Source organism: Conyzicola sp. (assembly GCF_057073975.1).
The window spans coordinates 17,628-39,533 of record NZ_JBXMIS010000088.1 but is presented as its reverse complement, the minus strand read 5'-3'; the positions used below and the strand labels follow the sequence as shown (position 1 = coordinate 39,533).

The window sequence follows — 21,906 nt, the reverse complement described above, 5'->3', positions numbered from 1 at the left end:
GTCTTCGACCGCTACTGGCGGCGGTAGCTGTTCTCGTCGGACGCGCGTTCGCACACCCGGTCCACGAGCTCGCGCCACGGCCCCTGCACGCGCTGCTCCGGCAGCAGGATGCGCCGTCGCGAGCATCGGATGAGGTAGGCGTAGCGGTCGGGCTGCGGCGCAACGCGCTCCCGCTCGTTCCACGGCAGGCGCGCGACCAGCGACATCCAGTCGTCTTTGTCTGGCTGCTCGTCGACCGTGATCGTCCAGGTGCGGGTCAGGCCGGCGATGCCGCCGCTGCGTGTGACAGAGATCTTCACGACGCCGCCCTCATGAGGAGACTCCGACCGCGAGCCACGCCTCGGCGACGGCGAGCCGGTCGTCGCCGGCGGCCTCCTTCGTGGCGTGGGCGAAGTCGTGGAATGTCGCGTGGGGCTTCAGCGCACCGGAGGTGAGCGTGCGGTACCAGATCTGGCCGGCCCGCTCCCAGGCGTTGCCGCCGATCGCCGCCGCAACGAGGTAGAAGGCCCGGTTGGGGATTCCGGAGTTGATGTGCACCCCGCCGTTGTCGGAGGGCGTGCTGACGAAGTCGTCCATGTGGGCCGGCTGCGGATCCCTGCCGAGCACATCGTCGTCGTACGCGGTCCCCGGGGATCGCATGTCGCGAAGCGCCCTGCCCTCGACCTGGTCGGTGAAGATGCCGGCCCCGATGAGCCAGCTCGCGGTTTCTGCCGTCTGGGCGAGGGCGCGTTGCTCGACGAGAGCGCCGAAGACGTCGGAGAGCGACTCGTTGAGGGCCCCGGACTGGCCCGTGTAGGCGAGCCCGGCCGCGTACTGGGTGACGCCGTGGGTGAGCTCGTGGCCGATGACGGAGAGCGAGCCGGTCATGCGGGTGAAGACGATGCCGTCGCCATCGCCGAACACCATGCGCTCGCCGTCCCAGAAGGCGTTGTCGTAATGGTGGCCGAAGTGCACGGTCGCGTTGAGCGGCAGATTGGCGTCGTCGATCGACGCGCGATCGAACTCGTATCGGAACAGGTCGTGGGTGTGCCCGAGCCCGTCCCACGCCTCCGCTACCGCCGGATCGTCGGATTCACGGGTCGCATCGCGCACGATCTCGCCGGGCAGCTGCTCGGTGTTCTTGGCGTCGAAGATGGTGCGCACCGCGTCCTCTAAATGCCGAGCGGTCACCGATGGCCGCGGTGGTGCGGCGGTCGGAGGGGTGGACTCCCCGACTCGGATTCCCCGCCATGGGCGCTCGATGAGCATTGACGTGCGCGCGGCGGCGGCTGCGGGGGCGAAGGCCGGATCCTGCACCGAGGCGATGCGCTGCAGGAGGAAAGGAGGAACGATTCCGATCACCATCGCCTCAGGCTACGCCGCGGGCACCGACAGCGGTGGGGGTGTTGTCTGGAGCCACTGCTCGACATGGCGCGGAGGAGGGGCGAGGATTGCCGCATGGCGAGGTTGGTGGTGGCCGGTCGAGCGGCAGTCGCGCTCTGCGCGGCGGCGCTGCTGCTCGCCGGGTGCGTTCCGACCACGAGCGCACCAGGAGGCGACGCACGGAACGAGTTAGACAGCATCCGCGCCGTGCAACTTGACGCGCAGTGGGAGAACCTCGGTTTTTCCGACCAGGATCGACCTCCCGACCGGGGGTACGAGGTCGTCGCGATGGAGGATTGGGCGCGGCGGGTGGCTGCCTGCATGACCGAGGCCGGCTACGAGAACTTTCGAGCACAGGGCGGCACGCTGCAGATCGCAAAGTCCGATCCGGTGAGCGAGCCACGGGCGGAGGCCATCGATTTCTTCGAGTGTCGGTCGGCTTTTCAGCGCGACCTCGCACTCGAGGTCGCGCTCACCCCAGAGCAGCGCGACTACCTCTACGACTACTACCAGCAGACCCTTGTTCCCTGTCTCGAGCTCGCCGGGATGCGCGTCGACGCTGCGCCAACCCGCGAGCAGTTCGCCGCCATCGGCGAGGAAATGGGCTGGAATCCCTACTACGCGTTGGATATGGTCACTTTCGCCGAGGCCAGGATGAACACGCAGTTACTGGCCCGGTGCCCCTCCTTCCCCAACGACGACATCTTCGATCCGTGGCGGGTGAGCTCGAATGGTTAGGACGCTCGCGGCGCTCGCCGTGCTCCTGCTGCTCGCCGGCTGCGTGCCGACCCGGGAGATTCCGCGGGCCGAGGCGACCGAGGCAGAGATCGAGTCATACATGTCGAGCGTCGACGACTCGCTGTGGGCTACCGCGCAGGTCGCGGATCGGTTTCGACCGCGGAACGTCGAGCACGTCGTCGTCAGCCAAGGGGCGTGGGTCTCGTCCCTGGCCGGATGCATGAACTACCTCGGCCATGCGGAGTACGACGACGAGCTGGCCGGGAGGCTCGCCTACGTCTTCAATGCCTCCGACTCGGTCGCTGAGAGAGTCGACTGGTATCTCTGCCAGGCCACGTACCAGGTCGACCCGCGCGACTACGGGCTTGTCGGTGGTGAGATGCTCGACTTTCTCTACCGCTACAACACGAGGGTGCTCGTGCCGTGCCTCGAGGGGCACGGGGTGCACGTTGCCAGCGTTCCCAGCCGCGAGGATGCCACATTCGGCGGACAGTTCCAGGGCTGGAATCCCTACTACTGGATGTACCAGTCCTTCGATCCGAAGCACAGCGCCCGCGACCGCCACGTGATCGAGTCGTGCCCCGCGTTCCCTGCTGGAGACCAGTTCGATGGCATGCGGCCCGTCTGGTGAGTGCTGAGCGAGAATGGGGCGATGAACCGGATTGCCGTCGTGGTCGTGGTGCTGGCGGCTGCGGGTGCGCTCGGCGGTTGCTCCCTCGAGGGTGATCCGATCCCTGAGCCGACGGTGGCCGAGCTGGCGGCGATGACCGCTCAGGTCAACGACCTCCAGTGGCAGAGCCTCCAGTTCAGCCCGGACTCGCCGCGACCGACTGTCGAGTTCGCCAGATTCATCCAGCCTGGCGATACGGACTCGGTCTACACCGCCTGCATGGAGGAGGCTGGCTACATCGGGTGGGAGCAGGAGATTTTCAACTCCCTCGGAGGGCCACCGGCGGCAGAGCGACTCGACCTCTACGGGTGCGTCTCACGATTCCCGGTGCATCCCGCGTACTACGGGATCCACACCACGGCCCAGCTCGACGCCATTTACGACTTCTACCGTGACTCGCTCATTCCGTGCCTCCGCGGTGCTGGGCTGGAGATCACGGAAGTGCCGACCCGTGACGAGTTCGTGAAGTCGGAGTCCCTTTTCACCTGGAGCCCCTACGCGCAGAACTTCGACATTCCGGAGACGGTACTGAGCGGGGTCTACGCGCAGTGCGCGGACTTCTCCTATGTCATCGGCTTGCCGTCGACGTGACCCGGGAATAGTTCTCCGGGCCGCGCGGTTCTGTAGATTACATGCAAACGCATCGAATGATCGCACAAGGAGCACCCCATGCAGTTCGGAATCTTCACCGTCGGAGACGTCACAACGGATCCGACTGACGGCTCCACCCCCACCGAGTACGAGCGCATCAAGAACATCCTCACGATCGCGCAGCACGCAGAGGCCGTCGGTCTCGACGTCTTCGCCCTCGGAGAGCACCACAACCCGCCGTTCGTGCCCTCGAGCCCGACGACGATGCTCGGCTACATCGCTGCCAAGACGACGACCCTGCAGCTCTCGACGAGCACGACCCTCATCACGACCAACGACCCGGTGAAGATCGCCGAGGACTACGCGATGCTCCAGCACGTCGCCGACGGCCGTGTCGACCTCATGATGGGCCGTGGCAACACCGGCCCGGTCTACCCGTGGTTCGGCAAGGACATCCGCGACGGCATCGAGCTCGCCATCGAGAACTACGCCCTGCTGCACCGACTGTGGACAGAGGACTTCGTCGACTGGTCTGGAAAGTACCGCACCCCGTTGCAGGGTTTCCAGTCGACCCCGCGCCCGCTCGACGGTGTCGCGCCCTTCGTCTGGCACGGATCCATCCGCAGCCCAGAGATCGCAGAGCAGGCGGCCTACTACGGCGACGGCTTCTTCGCCAACAACATCTTCTGGCCGAAGGAGCACTACATGCGCCTCATCGGCTACTACCGCCAGCGCTTCGAGCACTACGGCCACGGCACGGCAGAGCAGGCAATCGTCGGCCTCGGCGGCCAGGCCTTCATGGCCAAGAACTCGCAGGATGCCGTCACCCAGTTCCGCCCGTACTTCAACGAGGCTCCGGTCTACGGCCACGGCCCCTCGCTCGAGGACTTCACAGAGCAGACGCCCCTCACCGTCGGCAGCCCGCAACAGGTGATCGACCGCTATGCGGCCATGCGCGACCACTACGGCGACTACCAGCGCCAGCTGTTCCTCATGGACCACGCGGGCCTTCCGCTGAAGACCGTGCTTGAGCAGCTCGACATCCTCGGCGGGGAGGTCGTGCCGGTGCTGCGAGCCGAGCTGGCCAAGAACCGCCCTGCGACCGTGCCCGACGCCCCGACGCATGCATCCCTCGTCGCAGCGCGGGTCGAGACCGTCGAGACCACCTCGGTGGTGAACTCATGACCGCCCGCCGCATCGCGGTCGTCTCCGCCGGCCTCAGCCAGCCGTCGTCGACCCGCCTGCTCGCCGAGCGCATCGCGGCAGCAACCCAGCACCGCCTACAGGCAGAGGGCATCGAGGTCGAGCTCGACTTCGTCGATGTGCGCGACATCGCGCAAGACGTCACGAACAACCTGCTCACCGGGTTCGCGAGCCCGCGCTTGGAGGCCGTCATCGAGTCGGTGACGGGGGCCGACGGCCTCATCGCCGTGTCGCCCATCTTCACGACGAGCTACAGCGGGTTGTTCAAGTCGTTCATCGACATCCTCGATCCCGACTCGATCAGCGGCATGCCGGTGCTGATCGGTGCCACCGGCGGAACAGAGCGCCACTCGCTCGCCCTCGACTACGCGATGCGGCCGCTGTTCAGCTACCTGCATGCGGTCGTCGTACCGACCGCTGTCTACGCCGCCTCGAGCGACTGGGGCTCGGATGCCGCGGGAACCCTCGCGGGTCGCATCGACCGCGCGGCGGGGGAGCTGGCCGCCCTGGTGCGCGAATCCGACCGCTCCTCGCACGTGCGCGACCCCTTCGCGCTCCCGGCGGGGTTCAGCCCGGTGGGGGCATTCGGGGCGCAATAGTGCGACGAGGGGGCAGGATGGATGCGTGACCACCCGCGCCGCATCCATCGCCCCCGCCGCGGTCGCGCTGCTTCTTCTTCTCACCGGGTGCGTCTCGCACCATCCGCCGCCGCCCTCGTTCACCGACGCGCAGCGCACCGAGTACTTCGAGTCCCGCATCGACGCGGCGTGGCTCAATCTGGGGCTCGAGGGCCAGTTCGAGAGGCCACATCCTCCGATGAGCCTTGACGAGACGGTCAACCCGCAGAGTCTTGACCCGTTCACCCAGTGCATGGTCGACAATGGTCTTGATAGTTGGAGCATGGGAGAGGAGAACGGCGGTCCCACGTTCCAGAGCGGTTCTGGCGGTGATTTCCCTCCAGAGGTGGAGCTCGCCGCGTTCACCTGCTTCGCCAGCTTCCCCGGTGCATCGAGCTTCGGCGCACCACGTTTTACTGACGCGCAGGTCGACTACCTCTACGACTACTACCAGAGCTGGGTCATACCGTGCCTTGAGGTCAACGGCTATCCGATCGACTACTTCCCCGATCGCGTCGAGTTCGAAGAGAGCCGGGCGGGTTGGATTCCCTACTTCGCCATCAGAGCCGAGACCGGCATCGACGGAGAGCAGTTCGAGGCGATGACGGCGCTCTGCGGCAACCCGTTTGCCGATCTCGATGTCGAGACTCCAGGCTGGTTCAGCGGGGGCTGAGGGATCAGCCAGCCGGCGGCGTAGAGCGCCCTCGCGAGAACCGGGAGGTCGCTCCTTCGTCATTCCCGTGACTGCGGTCGGCCCACTGTCGTTCATCCGCATTTCTTAGCCTGTGTGCTGTGCGCATCTCAGTGATCGGATGTGGCTACCTCGGTGCCGTTCACGCGGCAGCGATGGCAAGCCTCGGGCATGACGTCATCGGTATCGATGTCGACGAGCAGAAGACGGCCGCGCTCGCCCGCGGCCAGGCGCCGTTCTTCGAGCCAGGGCTGCCGGAGTTCCTCGAGGCGGGTGCCCTCATGGGACGCCTCGCCTTCAGCTCCGACGTCGAGCACGCTCGCGGGTCGAGCGTGCACTTCCTCGCGATCGGCACGCCCCAGGGTGCGACGGGAGCTGCTGATCTCAGCTACCTCTTCACCGCGGTGACCGAGCTCCTGCCCGTGCTGCGGCCAGGCAATCTCGTGGTCGGCAAGTCGACGGTGCCGGTTGGCGTCGCCGCGCAGATTGCCGTGCTCGTCGAGTCGACGGGGGCATCCCTTGCCTGGAACCCGGAGTTTCTGCGTGAGGGTCGCGCCATCAAGGACACCCTCGAACCCGACCGCATGGTCTACGGGGTTCGCGACGGCGACACCTCTTCCGTCGCGATGCTCGACGAGGTGTACGCACCCCTTCTGGCGGCAGGAACGCCCCGCATGGTCACCGACTTCGCGACCGCAGAGCTCGTCAAGGTCGCAGCCAACGCCTTCCTCGCCACCAAGATCTCTTTCATCAACGCCATGGCCGAGATCGCCGAGGCGTGCGGCGCCGACATCGACCAGCTCGCGGATGCCCTCGGCCACGACCCGCGCATCGGCCGCCGCTTCCTCAACGCCGGACTCGGCTTCGGCGGTGGCTGCCTGCCCAAGGACATCCGCGGTTTCGTGGCGCGAGCAGAGGAGCTGGGCGTTGGCGAGGCTCTCGGCTTCCTCCGCGAGGTCGAGTCGGTCAATCTGCGGCGACGAGATCGCGTGGTCGAGCTGGCTCTCGACGAGCTGCCGTCGCGATCCGGTCGCGTCGCCGTGCTGGGTCTCGCGTTCAAGCCCGACTCCGACGACGTGCGTGACTCACCGGCGCTCGACGTGGCCAGCAGGCTCGCCGCCGAGGGACTGGATGTCGCGGCGAGCGACCCGGAGGCCACAGAGACGGCGCGAGCGCTGCATCCTCAGCTCGAGTACCACGCCGATGCGCTCGACGCGGTGGCTGGCGCAGACCTGGTTCTCGTGCTGACCGAGTGGAGGCAGTTTGCCGAGCTCGACCCGCGTGCCGCGGGTGCCGTCGCGCGGTGCCGCACCATCATCGACGCGCGCGGGTGCATCGACGCCGACCTCTGGCGGTCTGCCGGGTGGCGGGTCATCTCGCTCGGGCACGCCGTGCCAGAGCGCATCAGCCAGCTGGTGGCGTAGCGCGCCCTCGCGAGAATCGGGTCACGACGAGGTCGATCGTCACGCCGAGCGCGACGGCCACCGCGACGGACACGACGATGGCGAGCAGGGGAGTGTCGCGAAGGATCGCGCCGAAGAGCGAGCCGATGGCCACGTTGTAGACGGCCCAGCCGACGCAGGCCGCTGCGGAGAGCGGCAGGAAGCGCCGGTAGGGCAGGCCGGAGGCCCCCGCAGAGAGATTGACCGCGATTCTGGCGAACGGCACGTAGCGCGCGGTAAAGATGAGCACCGCTGGCCGCGCGAGCACGGTCGCCCGCGCCCGCGCAACGGCGGCTCCCCGCCGCCCCTCACGCTGCCACGCCCAGCGGTCGTGGCCCGCCGCTCGCCCGATGAGGAAGCACGCGGTGTCGCCGGCGATCGCCCCGGCTGCCGCGATCGGGATGACGAGGCCGAGGTGCGGCGATCCGGTGGCGGCGGCCATGGCGCCGAGCGCGACGACGGCCGTCTCGCTCGGCAGCACCACGAGGAAGGCGTCGCCGAGCACCAGGGCGAAGAGCGCCGGCAGCAGCAGGGGAGAGTCGGCGAGCGCGAGTAGCCAGGTGTCCACGGTCCCGGTCTAGCGGGTCAAGGTGAACGACGGGCAACCACAGCCCGATTGCACGACGCGAAGCAGAACGCGCGAGGTCGATCGGGTGAACGCTCGCCGTTTGCGGCCGGATTCGCTGGGCAGGCACGCCGGGCGCTGTCACGCTGGGCGCGTGAGAATCGTGGTGGTGGCCGAGACCTTCCTTCCGCAGATGAACGGGGTTGTCAACTCCGTCATCCAGATGCTCAGGCACTTCGAGCAGCGTGGGCACGACGTACTCGTCATCGCGCCGAAGGCGGCGAGCGCGACCGATAGGGGTGCCGCCCTCCACGGCGCCGGCGCCGTGCTGCTGCGCTCGCTCGCCCTTCCCTCCTATCCCGATGTGCGCATCACCGTCACGAGTGCCACGCAGCTCGAGGGCATCCTGCGAGACTTCCAGCCGGATGTCGTGCACCTCGCCTCGCCGTTCGTCCTCGGCTGGCAGGCGCTTCGGGCGGCTGACCACCTCGGCATTCCGACCGTGGCGATCTACCAGACCGACATTCCCGGCTACGCCCAGCGCTACGGCATCGCCGCGGCGGGCCCGGCGCTGACCGCGCACCTCGGGCGCATCCATCGAAGGGCGACCCTCACGCTCGCGCCGTCCACCTCGGCGATGGCAGAGCTCGCCTCTCTCGGCGTCGACCGGCTGCAGCGCTGGGCTCGCGGGGTCGACGCAGAGCGGTTCGCCCCATCACGCCGCAGCGCCGCCGTGCGTGCCGAGATCGCCCCGCACGGGGAGCTCGTGATCGGCTACGTCGGCCGGCTGGCGGCTGAGAAGCAGGTAGACGACCTGCTGGCCGTCGCCGACATCCCGGGAACCCGCCTGGTCATCGTCGGAGACGGACCGAGCCGCCCCGCCCTCGAGGCGGCGCTTCCTGATGCGGTCTTCACCGGGTTTCGCGACGGCCTCGCCCTCGCTGAGCTCGTCGCCAGCTTCGACCTCTTCGTGCATCCCGGCGAGAACGAGACCTTCTGCCAGACCGTGCAGGAGGCGCTCGCGAGCGGGGTGCCCGTCGTGGCCACGGGCCGTGGCGGCCCGCTCGACCTCGTGCAGAACAGTCGCACCGGGTGGCTCTACCGTCCCGGCGACCTCGCCGACCTGCGCTCCCGTGTGCTCGACCTGGTCGGCGACGACGCGAAGCGGCGGGCGTTCGCGGGGGCGGCGCGTGCATCCGTTGCCCATCGCAGCTGGGCCGCGCTCGGCGATGAGCTGCTTGGCCACTACCGTGCGGCGATCGACGGTGTGTCCGACGCATCGACGACGGCCCGGCCGAGCGCGGTGCGCTGGTCGCGCTACGTCGCGGTCGGCGACTCGCTCACCGAGGGGCTCTCCGACTCGTCGAGGCAGGCGTCGGGGGAGTTCCGCGGCTGGGCCGACAGGCTCGCCGGTCTTCTCGCCCATGCGAGCGGCCGTCGCTCTCCGCTGCTCTATGCCAACCTCGCGGTTCGCAGCCGCCGCATCGCCGACGTCGTCGACAACCAGATTCCTCGCGCCATCGAACTGGGGGCCGATGTGGTGAGCGTGCTGGTCGGCGCCAACGACCTGGTGCGAATGGACGCCCGCCCGGTCGAGCTCGCCCGCGAGCTCTGCGCAGCGATCGTCCGCCTGCGCGAGGCCGGCATCGACGTGCTGGTCGTCGCGCCGTTCGCACCCCGCCGCCGGTACCTTGCGGCGCTGCACTCGCGCATCCAGCGTTTCAACGCCGTGCTTCGCGAGGGCGCTCTCGCCAGTGGAGCCATGTACCTCGACTTCTCTGGTGACCCCGCGTGCTCGCAGCCGCGCGCCTGGGCAGAAGACCGGGTGCATTTGAGCTCGCACGGACACCGCCTGCTCGCCTACCGTGCGGCGGCGTCGGTCGGCCTGCCCGGCATGCAGGAGCTCGGGATACTCGACGTCACGGCCCACGACGACGATGCCGACGGCGACTCGTGGATTCCCACCGCCCGGTGGCTGTGGGCGCACGTTCGCCCCTGGTTCGCCCGCCGGGTTCGCGGTCGAACCGCGGGCGACGGACTCACGGCGAAGCACGGGGAGCTGGTGCCGGTTATCCCCGTCGATCCGACCGGTTCGTACTCTCCCGTCGGCACCTAGCCCGGCGTAGAGTCGATCGGGTGGGCCTTCGACGGGGAATGCCGCTGCTCCTGTGCGCGGCGCTGATGCTCGGCGGGTGTGCGTCTGGGGTCACTCCGACCCAGGGCCAGCGAGCCGACGTCTCCCACTTCGTGCAGGCCCGACTGGATGCCGCCTGGCGCGGCGACGGACGACTCGATCGCCCGTCTCCCATCGCACCCCGCTTCCTGCTGCCCAACGGCTGGGGCTTCGCCATGAAGCAGTGCATGGTGGATGCCGGATTCTCCGCCTTCGACTTCGACCGGTCCAACGGCTTCACCAACGGACTAGAGCGCACCTCGAGCGCGGGGGAGGAGGGGCTCGCCTGGTACTACTGCGGCTCCCGCTTCCCGACCTACGACACCGTCTTCAGCGAGCTCGACGACGAGCAGCTCGACGAGCTCTACACGTACTACCGCGAGTGGCTCATCCCGTGTCTCGCGCTCGAGGGCTCCGCCGTTCTGCGGGTGCCGACGCGCACGCAGTTCGGCAGCGGGGAGCCAGGCCAGCCGGGGTCGTGGAATCCATACCTCACGGCAGAGCTGCCCGCATCTATCGCCGTCGCATCGGCCGTACTCGACGGGTGCCCTCCCTACCCGGAGGGCTGGTCCGCCCGCCTCGAGGCGCGTCCATAGCTGTTTCTGAGCCGCGACTGGTACCCTGAACGAAGCAATACCGGAGCAGGCTGGCAAGAAGCTGGTCCACGGTGGTGAATTTCCGAGTGGCTCGGAGACTTTCTACTGTTGGCCAGACGCGCCAAGCGTACGTACGCCGTCATCCTGCCTCCTGTTGCTCCGTGTTGTAGCGCCATCTGGCGCGAGCAGAGTCGCGCCCATACGGGGTGCGACGTTAAACAAAGGAGAAACCCCCCTATGGAGGGTCCAGAAATCAAGTTCGCCGAGGCTGTTCTCGATAACGGCACGTTCGGCAAGCGCACGGTCCGTTTCGAGACCGGTCGACTCGCGCAGCAGGCACAGGGTGCCGTCGCCGCGTACCTCGACGAAGAGACCATGATCCTGAGCGCAACGAGTGCTGGAAAGCACCCGCGCGACGGCTTCGACTTCTTCCCGCTGACGGTCGACGTCGAGGAGCGCTCGTACGCCGCCGGCAAGATCCCCGGGTCGTTCTTCCGCCGCGAGGGCCGCCCCAGCACCGAGGCAATCCTCGTCTGCCGTCTCATCGACCGCCCGCTGCGCCCGACCTTCGTCGAGGGTCTGCGCAACGAGGTGCAGATCGTCATCACCGTCATGTCCATCGCCCCCGGCGAGTTCTACGACGCGCTCGCGATCAACGCCGCCTCGGCGTCGACGCAGATCTCCGGTCTGCCGTTCTACGGCCCGATCGGCGGAATCCGCCTCGCCCTGATCGGCGACCAGTGGGTCGCCTTCCCGAAGCACGAGCAGCTCGCTGAGGCCGTCTTCGACCTGACCGTCGCCGGTCGCCTCGTCACCGACGCCAACGGCGTCGAGGATGTCGCGATCATGATGGTCGAGGCCGAGGCCACCGAGGGCAGCTGGGATCTCATCAAGGCTGGCGCAACCAAGCCAGACGAGTCCGTTGTCTCGCAGGGCCTTGCAGCGGCAAAGCCGTTCCTTGCCCAGCTCATCAAGGCGCAGCAGTCGATCGCCGACCAGGCCGCGAAGCCCATCAAGGACTTCCCGCTGTTCCCGCCGTACTCGGAGGAGGGCTACAACGCCGTCGCCGAGGTCGCCTACGACGAACTGGTGAACATCTACCAGATCGCCGACAAGCAGGAGCGCCAGGAGAAGGATGACGAGCTCAAGGAGCGCGTCAAGGCCATCATCAACGAGAAGGCAAGCAACGGCGAGATCGCCGGCGACATCCCGCCGATGGTCAGTGCCGCCTACAAGTCGGTCTCCAAGAAGATCATGCGCACCCGCGTGCTCAAAGACGGAATCCGCATCGACGGCCGTGGCCTCAGCGACATCCGTGCGCTCGATGCAGAGGTGCAGGTCATCCCGCGCGTTCACGGCTCGGCGATCTTCCAGCGCGGAGAGACGCAGATCCTCGGCGTGACCACGCTGAACATGCTCAAGATGGAGCAGCAGATCGACTCGCTGAACCCCGTCACGAAGAAGCGCTACCTTCACCACTACAACTTCCCGCCCTACTCGACCGGTGAGACCGGCCGCGTCGGCAGCCCGAAGCGTCGCGAGATCGGGCACGGCTTCCTTGCCGAGCGCGCCCTCGTGCCGGTGCTGCCGCCCCGCGAGGAGTTCCCCTACGCGATCCGCCAGGTGTCCGAGGCTCTCGGCTCCAACGGCTCGACGTCGATGGGCTCCGTCTGCGCGTCTACCCTGTCGCTGCTCAACGCCGGAGTGCCCCTGCGCGCCCCGGTCGCCGGCATCGCGATGGGACTCATCTCCGACGAGGTCGACGGCGAGACGCGCTACGCGGCTCTCACCGACATCCTCGGTGCTGAGGACGCCCTCGGCGACATGGACTTCAAGGTCGCCGGAACCAGCGAGTTCGTGACCGCGATCCAGCTCGACACCAAGCTCGCGGGTCTTCCGTCCAGTGTTCTGGATGGCGCCCTCAAGCAGGCGAAGGAGGCTCGCACCGCGATCCTCGCCGTCATCAACGCCGCGATCGACGCGCCAGACGAGATGGCGCCGACCGCGCCTCGCGTCATCAGCGTGCAGATCCCCGTCGACAAGATCGGTGAGCTGATCGGCCCGAAGGGCAAGACCATCAACCAGATCCAGGACGACACCGGAGCCGACATCTCGATCGAGGACGACGGAACCGTGTACATCGGTGCTGTCGACGGCCCGTCGGCGGAGGCCGCTCGTGCCGCCGTCAACGCGATCGCGAACCCGCTCAACCCGGAGGTCGGCGAGCGGTTCCTCGGAACCGTCGTCAAGCTGGCCACGTTCGGCGCGTTCGTCTCGCTCACCCCCGGCAAGGACGGCCTGCTGCACATCAGCGAGGTGCGCAAGCTCGCCGGTGGCAAGCGCGTCGAGAACGTCGAAGACGTGCTCGCGGTCGGCCAGAAGATCCAGGTCGAGATCACCAAGGTCGACGACCGTGGAAAGCTGTCGCTCGCGCCGGTATCGGACGAGGGTGACTCTGTTATCGCAGAGCCAGCCGACACCGACTCCAGCGCCGCCGCGTCGGAGGGCCCTCAGGCTCCCGCCGAAGGCGAGTAGTTTGTAGCCGCGCCGCCACGCGGAGCGGCGAAGAGATCTACCTGGGGCCTCTCGCCAGGCGCCCAGGCAAGACACGGATGCCCACCCTTCGGGGTGGGCATCCGCGCTTAACAGGCGATCACCCGTCGCGCAAGCTGGCCATGCACCGCTCGGGCCGACGGTACTGTCAATTGACCACGGAGGGTGAGAATGACCTGGACTTCGCCAGATGCAGCACCGGCTCGACGAGCGATCGGATCGACCGGCATCTTCGTGCACCCGATCGGAATCGACGGCTCGGTCTTCGGCTGGGCCGCAGGCCCGGATGACACGGCGGCGGCACTCGACAGCTACTCGCTCGCCGGGGGCAACTTCATCTCCACCGCCGACCACTATGCGGGTGGCCGCAGCGAGGTCATGATCGGCTCGTGGCTGCGATCGAGGCGCATTCGCGGTGAGATGGTGGTGGCGACCAAGGTGGGAAAGCATCCAGACAACCCCGGTCACCGCCCAGAGGTCGTCCTTGCTGCGGTGGATGCCTCCCTCGAGCGCTTGGGGGTCGACCACATCGACCTGCTCAGCCTCGATGGCGAGAACGAGGGCGTGCCGTTCGACGACACCCTTGGCGCGATCGCCGAGCTCATCGAGGCAGGCAAGATTCGCGCGGTCGGTGTCGCGGGGTTCAGCAAGGCGGCAATCGCGCGACTCGATGAGGCGGCAGCGGAGTCAGGGCTCCTCTCGATCCACGCCATCCTCGCCGAGTACAACCTGCTGCGTCGCTCAGAGTACGAGAACGACATCCAGTCCTTCGCGGTCAAGCACAACGCGTGCGGAATCGCCCGACTTCCACTGGCAAGCGGGTTCCTCGCCGGTGAATTTCGCCGCAAAGAGGACTTCCCGACGAGCGGAATGTTCATGGACGCCGCGCTCTACGACGACAAGCGGGCTCGACGGGTGCTCGCAACGCTCGACGACATCAGCGCAGAGCTCGGTGAGACGCCCGGCCGCATTGCCATCGCGTGGGTGCTGTCTCGGCCGGGGATTGCGAGCGCGATCGCGCGATGCCAGAGCGCCGACCAGGTGGCCGACTTGCTCGGCGCCGCCGTGGTCGTTCTCTCGCCGGAGCACGTTGCACGGCTCGAGAAAGTCTCTTCCTAGGCAGATCCGCGCCGACTCACCCCCGCCCGGGGGGCGACAGTACTACGGCACGATAACAATCGCGGCGCGGTGCACGAGACTGTTCAGTTCTGCACTTATCCTCAGGGCAAAGGAGAGCCGACATGACGATCGCGGTGCAGACGGGCGAGGTGGCGACCAGCCACGTCGAGACGCTGCCTGCCGCCGTCGCATCGAGCGCATCCGCTCCTAGCCTGCTTCGCGCCGTCGGTCCCTCCGACCTCCGCGTCTTCCCGATCGCGATCAGCGGCAATGTGTTCGGGTGGACGGCCGACGTCGAGACGACAGAGGGCATCCTCGACCAGTTCGTCGCTGACGGCGGCAACTTCATCGACACCGCAGACTCCTACGCCGGCGGCCGCAGCGAGATCATGGTCGGCAACTGGCTGCGCGATCGCCGAAACCGGCAGGATGTCGTGATCGCCACCAAGATCGGCAAGAATGCCGACAACCCGGGCCTCACTCGCCGCGCCATCGTGGCGGCGGTGGACGCGAGCCTGCAGCGCCTGCAGACCTCGCACATCGACCTGCTGTACCTGCACATCGACGACCCATCCGTCGCGTTCGAGGAGACGCTGCTCGCGGTGGACTCGCTTATCGGCTCTGGCAAGGTGCGCTACTTCGGCGGCTCCGACCACACCGGCACCCGCCTCATGGAGGCACGCATCGCGGCGGCCCAGCTCGGCGTCGCCCACATGGTCGCCCTGCAGAACCAGTACAACCTGATGCACCGGGCAGAGTACGAGACCGGTCTGGCACGCATCGCCAGCCTGCAGAACCTCGGCGTCATGCCGCGGTTCGCGCTGGCGAGCGGGTTCCTCAGCGGAAAGTACCGTACGCGCGGCGATCTTGCGCGCGGCAGGCGGGGTGCAGAGGCGGCGAAGTACCTGTCGCGACGGGGACTGCGCATCCTGGGCGTGCTGGATGAGGTTGCCGCCGCCCACGGCGAGACCGTCGCGACGGTGGCCATCGCCTGGCTGCTCTCGAAGCCGAACGTCGTCGCCCCCGTCGTTTCGGCGAGCAGTGCCGCGCAGGTGCGCGAGCTCACCGCAGCAGCATCGGTTCGACTCACTCGCCACCAGCTGGCAGACCTCGACCGGGTCTCCGCGACCTAGTCGCTCGGCGTTGGTCGCCAGTAGCTAGTAGCTCGTAGCTCACCGCGCCAACGCAGAAGGGCGCCGATTTCTCGACGCCCTTCGCTGTGCAGTGCTGACTACGGGATCGCGATGACGCCGAGCAGGTGCAGGATGTAGACGAGGTTGAGCAGGGCTGCAACGGCGGTGATGCCGATGTAGCCACGACCACGGCCGGTGCCGCGCGTGACGATGAGAACGATCAGCACGATCTCGAGGGCGACGGCGATCCACAGCTCTGGAAGCGTGACAAAACCGAAGAAGTGGACAAGCAGCAGCAGGACCGCGAGCACGATCTCCACGATCGCGAGGATCGAGCTGGTGCGGCTGCCGCGCAGGCGGGTCACTCCGTCGACGATCGCAAGGACGCCGATCAGGATGATGATGATGTTGAGAAGTGTGAGTGTGAATGTCATGGGGTTCCCTTTCGAGAGTGTGCGTTTGCTGAACACTAGATGTGTACAAGCGACACGTCACATTAGCGTGAGCCGCATGCTGGCTGACACTACGACGGGGTCGTCTCAGCAAACTCCCATGTAGCTGAACCCGTCTCTTAGGCGGGAACCTCGCTGAGAACGCGCTCGACCACGCGGCCGAGAGCGGTAGTGGCGGCGACCGGGTCGCCAGCGTAGCCGCCGCCCTTCGCTCCGTCACTCGCGAGCATGAGCTCGTCGGCGGCATTGCCGGGCAGCGGGTGGCCCATGTCTGCCAGAAGGGTTGCGAGAACCTCGGTGTACCAGTCGCGGTGCTCGCTGACGACGAGGCGCACGGGGTGCGAGGCGTCTGGGTACTCCGACGCGGCGTTGAGGAAGGCGCAGCCGCGGAATCCGGGGCTCGAGATCTCAGTGCTCACCTGGTCCATGAGCTCGCGCAGCGCACTCGACGGGTTCGAGTGCTGCTCGATGACCGACTCGACTCTCGCTCGCATGGTGGCGTCGCGGTGGCGAACGTACTGCACGATGAGGCGGTCCTTCGACCCGTAGTGCTTGTAGAACGTCGCCTTGGTCACCGACGACTCGCTGATGAGCCGATCGACGCCGACCGTGCGGATGCCATCGCCGTAGAACAGCTCGTTGGCCGTCTCGAGGATGCGGTTCTTCGCCCACGGCGCGCGCGGCGCTGCCGGGGCGATCTCTGTGATTGTCACAGGACGCCTGCCTCACGGGTGGTGGGCGCCACGGGGAGGTGCCCACCACTCCGGATAGGAAGGACCTGCGCCGCAACGTGAGGGTAATGCGGCGCAGGAGCTAGGGGGTTCATCAGTTGTCTTCCTGACTATTCGGTTCGGGTAGGGAAACGGTAGCATGCGGACAGACAGAGCTGTCTGTCGCACCACAAAATTCTCAGTCCCCAAAAAAGGGGACACGAATGCGACGCGGGGCAATGACATAGGCTCGGTCGGTGATGAACGCCGCTGTGCAGCTCCCACTCGACCTCGCAGAACTGTCGTTCACGGCATCCGGCCAGTCGCTCATCCGCCGCAGCGTGCTTCCGAGCGGTGTGCGCATCCTCAGTGAATCGGTGCCAGGGGCTCGTAGCGCGACGATCGGCTACTGGGTGGCGGTGGGGTCTCGGGATGAGTCCACCGGCACGTTCGGGTCGACTCACTTTCTCGAGCACCTCCTTTTCAAGGGCACGACGACGCGGTCGGCCCTCGATATCGCCGTGGCGTTCGACGCCGTCGGTGGAGAGCACAATGCGCTCACGGCGAAGGAGTACACCTGCTACTACGCCAAGATCCAGGATCGCGACCTTCCCATGGCGGTCGAGGTCATCGCCGACATGCTGACGTCGTCGCTGCTCGACCCGGACGAGTTCGAGACGGAGCGCGGCGTCATCCTCGAAGAGCTCGCGATGGCCGATGACGACCCGGGCGACGTCGCGAACGAGCGGTTCTTCGAGGCCGTGCTCGGCGCGCATCCCCTTGGCCGGCCGATCGGCGGAAGCCCTGCCACCATCAAGGCCGCATCACGCGAGGCGGTGCTGAGCCACTACCGGTCCAACTACCGGCCCCAGGATCTGGTGATCACCGTGGCAGGCGCCGTCGACCACGACGAACTCGTGACCGGTGTGGTGCGAGCACTCGAGAAGGCCAACTGGGACCTCTCCATCGCCGCTCGCCCGGTCGAGCGCCGCGACCCGACCCTCGAGCCGATCGTTCGCGGCACCAGCCTCTCTGTCGTGCAGCGCCCGATCGAGCAAGCCAATGTGATCGTTGGCGTGCCAGGGCTCGCTGCAGCCGACGACCGGCGTGCGACGCTCTCTGTGCTCAACTCCATCTTCGGCGGCGGCATGTCGAGCCGGCTGTTCCAGGAGATCCGCGAGAAGCGCGGACTCGTCTACTCCGTCTACTCGTTCTCGCCGAGCTACTCCGACACCGGCGTGTTCGGCATGTACGCGGGCTGCACGCCGGCCAAGGCCGCGCAGGTCACCGATCTCATGATCGCCGAGTTCCGGCGCATGGCAGACGGTGTCTCGGTCGACGAGATCCAGCGGGCGATCGGCCAGTTGAGCGGGGCATCCGCGCTCGCCCTCGAAGACAGCGACACCCGCATGTCGCGACTCGGCCGCAGCGAGATCACCCTTGGCGAGTTCGCCGACCTCGACGAGTCGCTGCGCCGGCTCTCGCTCGTGACGGTCGACGGCATCCGTGAACTCGCTGCAGAACTGGCAGGTCGCCCCCTTTCCATCGCGGCTGTCGGTACGGTCGACGAGAAGGCGTTCGAGGGGCTGGCAGAGTCGCCGGCCCTGTCCGCGTAACACCGAGCACAGGAATCACACGTGTCCCACTTCATCTATCTCGTGCGCCATGGCGAGCAGCAGGATGCCGAACAAGGCCTCCCCGACGGACCCCTCAGCGCCAAGGGAGCACTCCAGGCCACGGCCATCGGCGAGCGGCTCGCCTCGGTGCCCTTCACCGGAGTGTGGCACTCGCCCCTCCAGCGCGCGGAGGACACCGCACGGATCATCGAGAAGCAGCTCGCCGGTGATCTGCGATCTGAGCCCTCTGCGCTGCTGTTCGACTGCATCCCGAGCGGTCCGACCCCCGACATGCCGCATGCCTTCGAGCCGTTCTTCGGCGGGGTGAGCGACGAGGAGATCGATGCAGGGCGAGCCCAGATGGCAGACGCCGTCACGGAGTTCCTCGCTCCGGCTCGCGGCGATCGGCACGACCTGCTCATCACCCACAACTTCGTCATCGGCTGGTTCGTGCGCGAGGTGCTCGACGCCCCGGAGTGGCGCTGGCTCGGCGTCAACCAGGCCAACTGCGGTCTCACGATCCTCCGGGTGCGCTCAGCGAAGCCGCCCGTGCTCGTCGTGCACAACGACCTCGGCCACCTGCCGCCGGCGCTGCGATCCGGAATGCCGATCGAGCAGCCCTACTAGTCGCCCTGCCTAATCCGCCTCAGTCGAGAGGCTTGGCAAACCAGTGCGTCGCGTTCGCGTTGTCGTTGTACGGCTCGATCTCGACGTAGTCGGTGGAGCGGTACAGCCTCGCTGCCGCCGCCTGACTCGCGTTGGTGTCGAGCACGACCTCGACGGCGCCGAGGTCGGCGGCGCGGCGCTCGAGCTCGGCGAGAAGGCGCCGGCCGAGTCCGGTGCCGCGGGCGTGCGGCTGCAGCCAGAGGTGCTTGACCTCGACGCGCGAACCGTCGAGCCGCCGCACCCCTCCACAGCCGACGTCGACGCCATCGTGCTCGACCACGAGGAAGACGCCACGCGGTGGCACGAACTGCTCTGCCGCGGGGAAGACCGGGCGGTACTCGCCCATCTCCGGTGGAAAGGTCTGCGCACGACTCGCGAAGTACTCGGCGAGCAGGGCGACTGACGCAGGCTCGTCGACGCGGGCCTCTCTCCACGTGTCCACCTCTCCAGCGTAGCTACGATGGACGGATGACCACCGCCGCTCCCATCACTGTCGCCGTCGTGGGCGCAACCGGCCGCATGGGCACCCTCACCCGTGCTCTCATCGAGGCGGCAGACGACCTGAGCCTGCACGCGGCGCTCTCCTCGAGTGACCCCCTCGAGGCCATGAACGGCGCGGATGTCGTGATCGACTTCACCGTGCCGGGCGTCAGCCAGCAGGTGGTCGACCACGCGATCGCGCAGGGCATCGACGTCGTCATCGGCACCTCGGGGTGGACGAGCGAGCGCATCGCCGGGGTCTCCCGGGCCGCAGCCGCCGCACCCGGGCTCGGGGTGCTCGTCATCCCGAACTTCTCCCTCGGCTCCGTGCTCGCCACGGCGTTCTCCGCGCTCGCCGCACGGTTCTTCGACTCGATCGAGATCATCGAGGCGCACCACGCCGGCAAGGTCGACTCCCCGTCGGGAACGGCCACCCGCACGGCAGAGCTCATCGGTGAGGCGCGCGCAGAGCGTGGCCCGGTGATCGCCGCCCACGCCGACCAGCGGGCACGGGGCCAGCAGGTCGCGAGCGTGCCGATCCACAGCCTTCGGCTGCAGGGTGTCGTCGCCAAGCAGGAGGTCGTTCTCGGCGGTGAGGGCGAGCTGCTGCGCATCGTCCACGAGACGATCTCCCCGAGCTCATACGAGGCGGGCATCCTGCTCGCCCTTCGCACCGTCGGAACGACAGAGGGCGTGCTCGTCGGGCTCGACACGCTGCTCGACCTGTTCCCCTCCGCCGACTCGTGAAGGCCCGCACCGCCGGGCTGGTGATGGCCGCCCTACTCGTGCTCTACCTCGTGTTCGTGGTGCAGTACGCCGTGATCCTGCTCGGCGTCGGCCAGCCGGTCGCCACCGGCATGGGCATCGCCCTCATCGTGCTGCCGGTCATCGGTGCCTGGGCTCTGACGGTCGAGCTGCTCTTCGTCTTCCGCGGCGAACGTCTGCTGTCACGCCTGCGCGACGAGGGCGGCCTTCCCGTCGACGACCTGCCGAGACTGCCGAGCGGCAGGCCAGACCCGGTCGCGGCCGACGAGCAGTTTCCGCTCTACCAGGCCGAGGTCGAGGCTTCGCCGCAGTCGTGGCGTGCCTGGCTTCGGCTAGGGCTCGCCTACGACGCGAGCGGCGACCGGTCGCGCGCCCGCTGGGCAACGCGGGAGGCGATCAGGCTGTCTCGCGCTGCGGACCGGGCCACGTCGCCCGAATAGCATCCTCGACGGTCGGCTGCGCGAACACGTAGCCGTCGTCGATCAGCTTCTGCGGGATCACCCGCTGGTCGGCCAGTAGCAGCTCCCGCCCCGGGGTGCGCAGCCCTGCCTCGATCGCGAACCTCGGGATGCCCCAGATACGCGGGCGGCCCATCGCGATCGCGAGGCGGCGGGTGACGGCATCCGCGGTCGCCGGCGTCGGACCGACGAGGTTGACCGGGCCGCTCAGAGTCGACGTGAGCAGGTGGCGGATAGCGCCAACCTCGTCGGCAAGCCCGATCCACGGCCAGCGCTGGCGGCCAGACCCGAGGTTCGCACCGAGCCCGAACCGGGTGAGCGGCTCGAGGATGCTGAAGGCTCCACCGCGACCGACCACGACGCCCGTGCGGAAGCTCACCACTCGTGTCACCGGCGACGCCTGCTGGGCCGCGGCCTCCCATGCGACACAGAGGTCGGAGAGGAATCCCGTGCCGCGGGAGGAGCTCTCGGTGAGGTCCTCGTTGGGGCGGTCACCGTAGAACCCGACGGCGCTCGCGTTGAGCAGCGCTGTTGGCGGAGTGCTCGACCGGCCGATCGCGTCAGCGATCGTCGACGTCGTCGAGAGGCGTGAGTCGACGAGCTGCCGACGGTACGCGGGCGTCCAGGGCAGGTGCTCAAGGCCAGCACCAGAGAGGTTGATAACGGCATCGACGGAGTCGATGAGGGCGACGTCGAGCGACCCGGCAGCGGGGTTCCACTCGCGCTCGTCCACCGCTGTCGGTGCACGTCGCACGAGACGCAGCACCTCGTGGCCGTCAGAGCGCAGCAGCGCAGTCAGCTGGGACCCGATGAACCCTGATGCTCCGGAGACGAGCACGCGGAGCGGGGGAGCCATCAGGCGAGACTTGCTTCGATGGTGATCGGGATACCAGACAGCGCCTGCGAGACAGGGCAGCCGTCCTTCGCCTCATTGGCGAGCCGCTGGAAGTCCTCCTCGCTGAGATTCGGAACCTTCGCGCTCACGAGCAGGTGGCTGCCGGTGATGCCGGTGCCCGGCTCGAATGTCACCGCGGCGGTCACCTGAAGGCTCTCCGGCGGCGTGCCGTTCTGCGCGAGTCCGTTGGAGAAGGCCATCGAGTAGCACGCGGAGTGCGCGGCCCCGAGAAGCTCCTCCGGGTTGGTCTTGCCTGCCGCGCCCTGCGACCGGGCCGCCCACGACACGGGAAACTCGGCGGCGTCGGAGGAGTCGAGCGACGTTGTGCCGTTGCCGCTGAGGAGATCGCCGAACCAGAGGGTGGTTGCTTCGCTTGTCACTGACATTGTGGTGCCCTTTCGTCAGCTCCAC

General features: G+C 67.7%; 24 protein-coding genes. 16 read left to right on the top strand and 8 right to left on the bottom strand.

The window, feature by feature from the left end; all coding sequences use genetic code 11:
• Positions 1–11 precede the first annotated feature (11 nt).
• Both AC14A7_RS08035 and AC14A7_RS08030 read right to left on the bottom strand, forming a co-directional pair.
• A complete protein-coding gene (locus AC14A7_RS08035) occupies positions 12–299 on the bottom strand; it encodes a protealysin inhibitor emfourin (protein ID WP_484007965.1) in 288 nt (95 codons plus the stop codon).
• A gap of 10 nt (positions 300–309) precedes the next feature.
• A complete protein-coding gene (locus tag AC14A7_RS08030) occupies positions 310–1,344 on the bottom strand; it encodes a M4 family metallopeptidase (protein ID WP_484007963.1) in 1,035 nt (344 codons plus the stop codon).
• Between the two features lie 93 nt (positions 1,345–1,437).
• Here AC14A7_RS08030 and AC14A7_RS08025 point away from each other — a divergent pair, with 93 nt between their 5' ends.
• The 7 genes from AC14A7_RS08025 to AC14A7_RS07995 all read left to right on the top strand — a co-directional run bounded on the left by AC14A7_RS08025 (position 1,438) and on the right by AC14A7_RS07995 (position 7,296).
• Positions 1,438–2,100, top strand: coding sequence for a hypothetical protein (locus AC14A7_RS08025; protein WP_484007961.1), 663 nt, complete (start codon positions 1,438–1,440; stop codon positions 2,098–2,100).
• A complete protein-coding gene (locus tag AC14A7_RS08020; RefSeq protein WP_484007959.1) occupies positions 2,093–2,731 on the top strand; it encodes a hypothetical protein in 639 nt (212 codons plus the stop codon). Before AC14A7_RS08025 ends, AC14A7_RS08020 begins: the two co-directional genes overlap by 8 nt.
• 21 nt (positions 2,732–2,752) lie before the next feature.
• Positions 2,753–3,361, top strand: a complete 609-nt coding sequence (locus tag AC14A7_RS08015) for a hypothetical protein (protein ID WP_484007957.1) — start codon at positions 2,753–2,755, stop codon at positions 3,359–3,361.
• Positions 3,362–3,439: 78 nt separating this feature from the next.
• Positions 3,440–4,546 carry an LLM class flavin-dependent oxidoreductase gene (locus AC14A7_RS08010; protein ID WP_484007955.1) on the top strand — a complete coding sequence of 369 codons (1,107 nt, stop codon included), beginning with the start codon at positions 3,440–3,442 and terminating at the stop codon, positions 4,544–4,546.
• Positions 4,543–5,163 (top strand): FMN reductase, encoded by a 621-nt coding sequence (locus AC14A7_RS08005; protein WP_484007953.1) that lies wholly within the window; start codon positions 4,543–4,545, stop codon positions 5,161–5,163. The genes AC14A7_RS08010 and AC14A7_RS08005 overlap by 4 nt, the downstream gene beginning before the upstream one ends.
• Positions 5,164–5,188: 25 nt before the next feature.
• Positions 5,189–5,854, top strand: coding sequence for a hypothetical protein (locus AC14A7_RS08000; RefSeq protein ID WP_484007952.1), 666 nt, complete (start codon positions 5,189–5,191; stop codon positions 5,852–5,854).
• A 119-nt stretch (positions 5,855–5,973) separates the two neighbouring features.
• Complete coding sequence (locus AC14A7_RS07995) at positions 5,974–7,296, top strand: UDP-glucose dehydrogenase family protein (protein WP_484007950.1); 1,323 nt, start codon at positions 5,974–5,976, stop codon at positions 7,294–7,296.
• Here AC14A7_RS07995 and AC14A7_RS07990 read toward each other — a convergent pair.
• On the bottom strand, positions 7,277–7,882 hold the full coding sequence (locus AC14A7_RS07990) for a DedA family protein (RefSeq protein ID WP_484007948.1): 606 nt from the start codon (positions 7,880–7,882) through the stop codon (positions 7,277–7,279). The genes AC14A7_RS07995 and AC14A7_RS07990 overlap by 20 nt on opposite strands.
• Before the next feature lie 151 nt (positions 7,883–8,033).
• Here AC14A7_RS07990 and AC14A7_RS07985 point away from each other — a divergent pair, with 151 nt between their 5' ends.
• The 5 genes from AC14A7_RS07985 to AC14A7_RS07965 all read left to right on the top strand — a co-directional run bounded on the left by AC14A7_RS07985 (position 8,034) and on the right by AC14A7_RS07965 (position 15,453).
• Positions 8,034–9,995, top strand: coding sequence for a glycosyltransferase (locus AC14A7_RS07985; RefSeq protein ID WP_484007946.1), 1,962 nt, complete (start codon positions 8,034–8,036; stop codon positions 9,993–9,995).
• A 20-nt stretch (positions 9,996–10,015) separates the two neighbouring features.
• Positions 10,016–10,648, top strand: a complete 633-nt coding sequence (locus AC14A7_RS07980; protein WP_484007945.1) for a hypothetical protein — start codon at positions 10,016–10,018, stop codon at positions 10,646–10,648.
• A gap of 237 nt (positions 10,649–10,885) precedes the next feature.
• Positions 10,886–13,183: a polyribonucleotide nucleotidyltransferase gene (locus tag AC14A7_RS07975; protein ID WP_484007943.1), complete on the top strand. Its 2,298-nt coding sequence runs from the start codon at positions 10,886–10,888 to the stop codon at positions 13,181–13,183.
• A 189-nt stretch (positions 13,184–13,372) separates the two neighbouring features.
• Positions 13,373–14,320: an aldo/keto reductase gene (locus AC14A7_RS07970; protein ID WP_484007941.1), complete on the top strand. Its 948-nt coding sequence runs from the start codon at positions 13,373–13,375 to the stop codon at positions 14,318–14,320.
• Between the two features lie 122 nt (positions 14,321–14,442).
• Entirely contained in the window at positions 14,443–15,453 is a 1,011-nt protein-coding gene (locus AC14A7_RS07965; RefSeq protein ID WP_484007939.1) for an aldo/keto reductase, read from the top strand.
• 98 nt (positions 15,454–15,551) lie between these two features.
• Here the strand turns inward: AC14A7_RS07965 and AC14A7_RS07960 are convergent, their stop codons facing one another.
• Both AC14A7_RS07960 and AC14A7_RS07955 read right to left on the bottom strand, forming a co-directional pair.
• Positions 15,552–15,887 (bottom strand): hypothetical protein, encoded by a 336-nt coding sequence (locus AC14A7_RS07960; RefSeq protein WP_484007937.1) that lies wholly within the window; start codon positions 15,885–15,887, stop codon positions 15,552–15,554.
• A gap of 137 nt (positions 15,888–16,024) precedes the next feature.
• Positions 16,025–16,618, bottom strand: coding sequence for a TetR/AcrR family transcriptional regulator (locus tag AC14A7_RS07955; protein WP_484007935.1), 594 nt, complete (start codon positions 16,616–16,618; stop codon positions 16,025–16,027).
• 257 nt (positions 16,619–16,875) lie between these two features.
• Between AC14A7_RS07955 and AC14A7_RS07950 the strand changes: the two genes are divergently transcribed.
• Together AC14A7_RS07950 and AC14A7_RS07945 are read left to right on the top strand one after the other, a co-directional pair.
• Positions 16,876–18,231 (top strand): M16 family metallopeptidase, encoded by a 1,356-nt coding sequence (locus AC14A7_RS07950; RefSeq protein ID WP_484007967.1) that lies wholly within the window; start codon positions 16,876–16,878, stop codon positions 18,229–18,231.
• A gap of 21 nt (positions 18,232–18,252) precedes the next feature.
• Positions 18,253–18,858, top strand: coding sequence for a histidine phosphatase family protein (locus tag AC14A7_RS07945; protein WP_484007933.1), 606 nt, complete (start codon positions 18,253–18,255; stop codon positions 18,856–18,858).
• A 19-nt stretch (positions 18,859–18,877) separates the two neighbouring features.
• On the opposite strand, the gene AC14A7_RS07940 is transcribed toward AC14A7_RS07945, so the two are convergent.
• Positions 18,878–19,339 carry a GNAT family N-acetyltransferase gene (locus AC14A7_RS07940; RefSeq protein WP_484007931.1) on the bottom strand — a complete coding sequence of 154 codons (462 nt, stop codon included), beginning with the start codon at positions 19,337–19,339 and terminating at the stop codon, positions 18,878–18,880.
• 26 nt (positions 19,340–19,365) lie between these two features.
• Between AC14A7_RS07940 and dapB the strand changes: the two genes are divergently transcribed.
• Both dapB and AC14A7_RS07930 read left to right on the top strand, forming a co-directional pair.
• Positions 19,366–20,124, top strand: a complete 759-nt coding sequence (dapB, locus tag AC14A7_RS07935) for a 4-hydroxy-tetrahydrodipicolinate reductase (RefSeq protein ID WP_484007929.1) — start codon at positions 19,366–19,368, stop codon at positions 20,122–20,124.
• On the top strand, positions 20,121–20,582 hold the full coding sequence (locus AC14A7_RS07930) for a hypothetical protein (RefSeq protein ID WP_484007927.1): 462 nt from the start codon (positions 20,121–20,123) through the stop codon (positions 20,580–20,582). The genes dapB and AC14A7_RS07930 overlap by 4 nt, the downstream gene beginning before the upstream one ends.
• On the opposite strand, the gene AC14A7_RS07925 is transcribed toward AC14A7_RS07930, so the two are convergent.
• Both AC14A7_RS07925 and AC14A7_RS07920 read right to left on the bottom strand, forming a co-directional pair.
• Positions 20,539–21,456, bottom strand: coding sequence for a TIGR01777 family oxidoreductase (locus tag AC14A7_RS07925; RefSeq protein WP_484007925.1), 918 nt, complete (start codon positions 21,454–21,456; stop codon positions 20,539–20,541). The genes AC14A7_RS07930 and AC14A7_RS07925 overlap by 44 nt on opposite strands.
• On the bottom strand, positions 21,456–21,881 hold the full coding sequence (locus tag AC14A7_RS07920; RefSeq protein WP_484007923.1) for an OsmC family peroxiredoxin: 426 nt from the start codon (positions 21,879–21,881) through the stop codon (positions 21,456–21,458). The genes AC14A7_RS07925 and AC14A7_RS07920 overlap by 1 nt, the downstream gene beginning before the upstream one ends.
• Positions 21,882–21,906: the final 25 nt, after the last annotated feature.

Bases quoted from the DNA above. Each gene is read 5' to 3' on its own strand.
- AC14A7_RS08030 (WP_484007963.1), bottom strand. From the start codon at position 1,344: ATGGTGATCGGAATCGTTCCTCCTTTCCTCCTGCAGCGCATCGCCTCG.
- AC14A7_RS07960 (WP_484007937.1), bottom strand. From the start codon at position 15,887: ATGACATTCACACTCACACTTCTCAACATCATCATCATCCTGATCGGC.
- AC14A7_RS07925 (WP_484007925.1), bottom strand. From the start codon at position 21,456: ATGGCTCCCCCGCTCCGCGTGCTCGTCTCCGGAGCATCAGGGTTCATC.
- AC14A7_RS07975 (WP_484007943.1), top strand. From the start codon at position 10,886: ATGGAGGGTCCAGAAATCAAGTTCGCCGAGGCTGTTCTCGATAACGGC.
- AC14A7_RS07965 (WP_484007939.1), top strand. From the start codon at position 14,443: ATGACGATCGCGGTGCAGACGGGCGAGGTGGCGACCAGCCACGTCGAG.
- AC14A7_RS08025 (WP_484007961.1), top strand. From the start codon at position 1,438: ATGGCGAGGTTGGTGGTGGCCGGTCGAGCGGCAGTCGCGCTCTGCGCG.
- dapB (WP_484007929.1), top strand. From the start codon at position 19,366: ATGACCACCGCCGCTCCCATCACTGTCGCCGTCGTGGGCGCAACCGGC.
- AC14A7_RS08015 (WP_484007957.1), top strand. From the start codon at position 2,753: ATGAACCGGATTGCCGTCGTGGTCGTGGTGCTGGCGGCTGCGGGTGCG.
- AC14A7_RS07920 (WP_484007923.1), bottom strand. From the start codon at position 21,881: ATGTCAGTGACAAGCGAAGCAACCACCCTCTGGTTCGGCGATCTCCTC.
- AC14A7_RS08010 (WP_484007955.1), top strand. From the start codon at position 3,440: ATGCAGTTCGGAATCTTCACCGTCGGAGACGTCACAACGGATCCGACT.
- AC14A7_RS08020 (WP_484007959.1), top strand. From the start codon at position 2,093: ATGGTTAGGACGCTCGCGGCGCTCGCCGTGCTCCTGCTGCTCGCCGGC.
- AC14A7_RS08005 (WP_484007953.1), top strand. From the start codon at position 4,543: ATGACCGCCCGCCGCATCGCGGTCGTCTCCGCCGGCCTCAGCCAGCCG.
- AC14A7_RS07970 (WP_484007941.1), top strand. From the start codon at position 13,373: ATGACCTGGACTTCGCCAGATGCAGCACCGGCTCGACGAGCGATCGGA.
- AC14A7_RS07950 (WP_484007967.1), top strand. From the start codon at position 16,876: ATGAACGCCGCTGTGCAGCTCCCACTCGACCTCGCAGAACTGTCGTTC.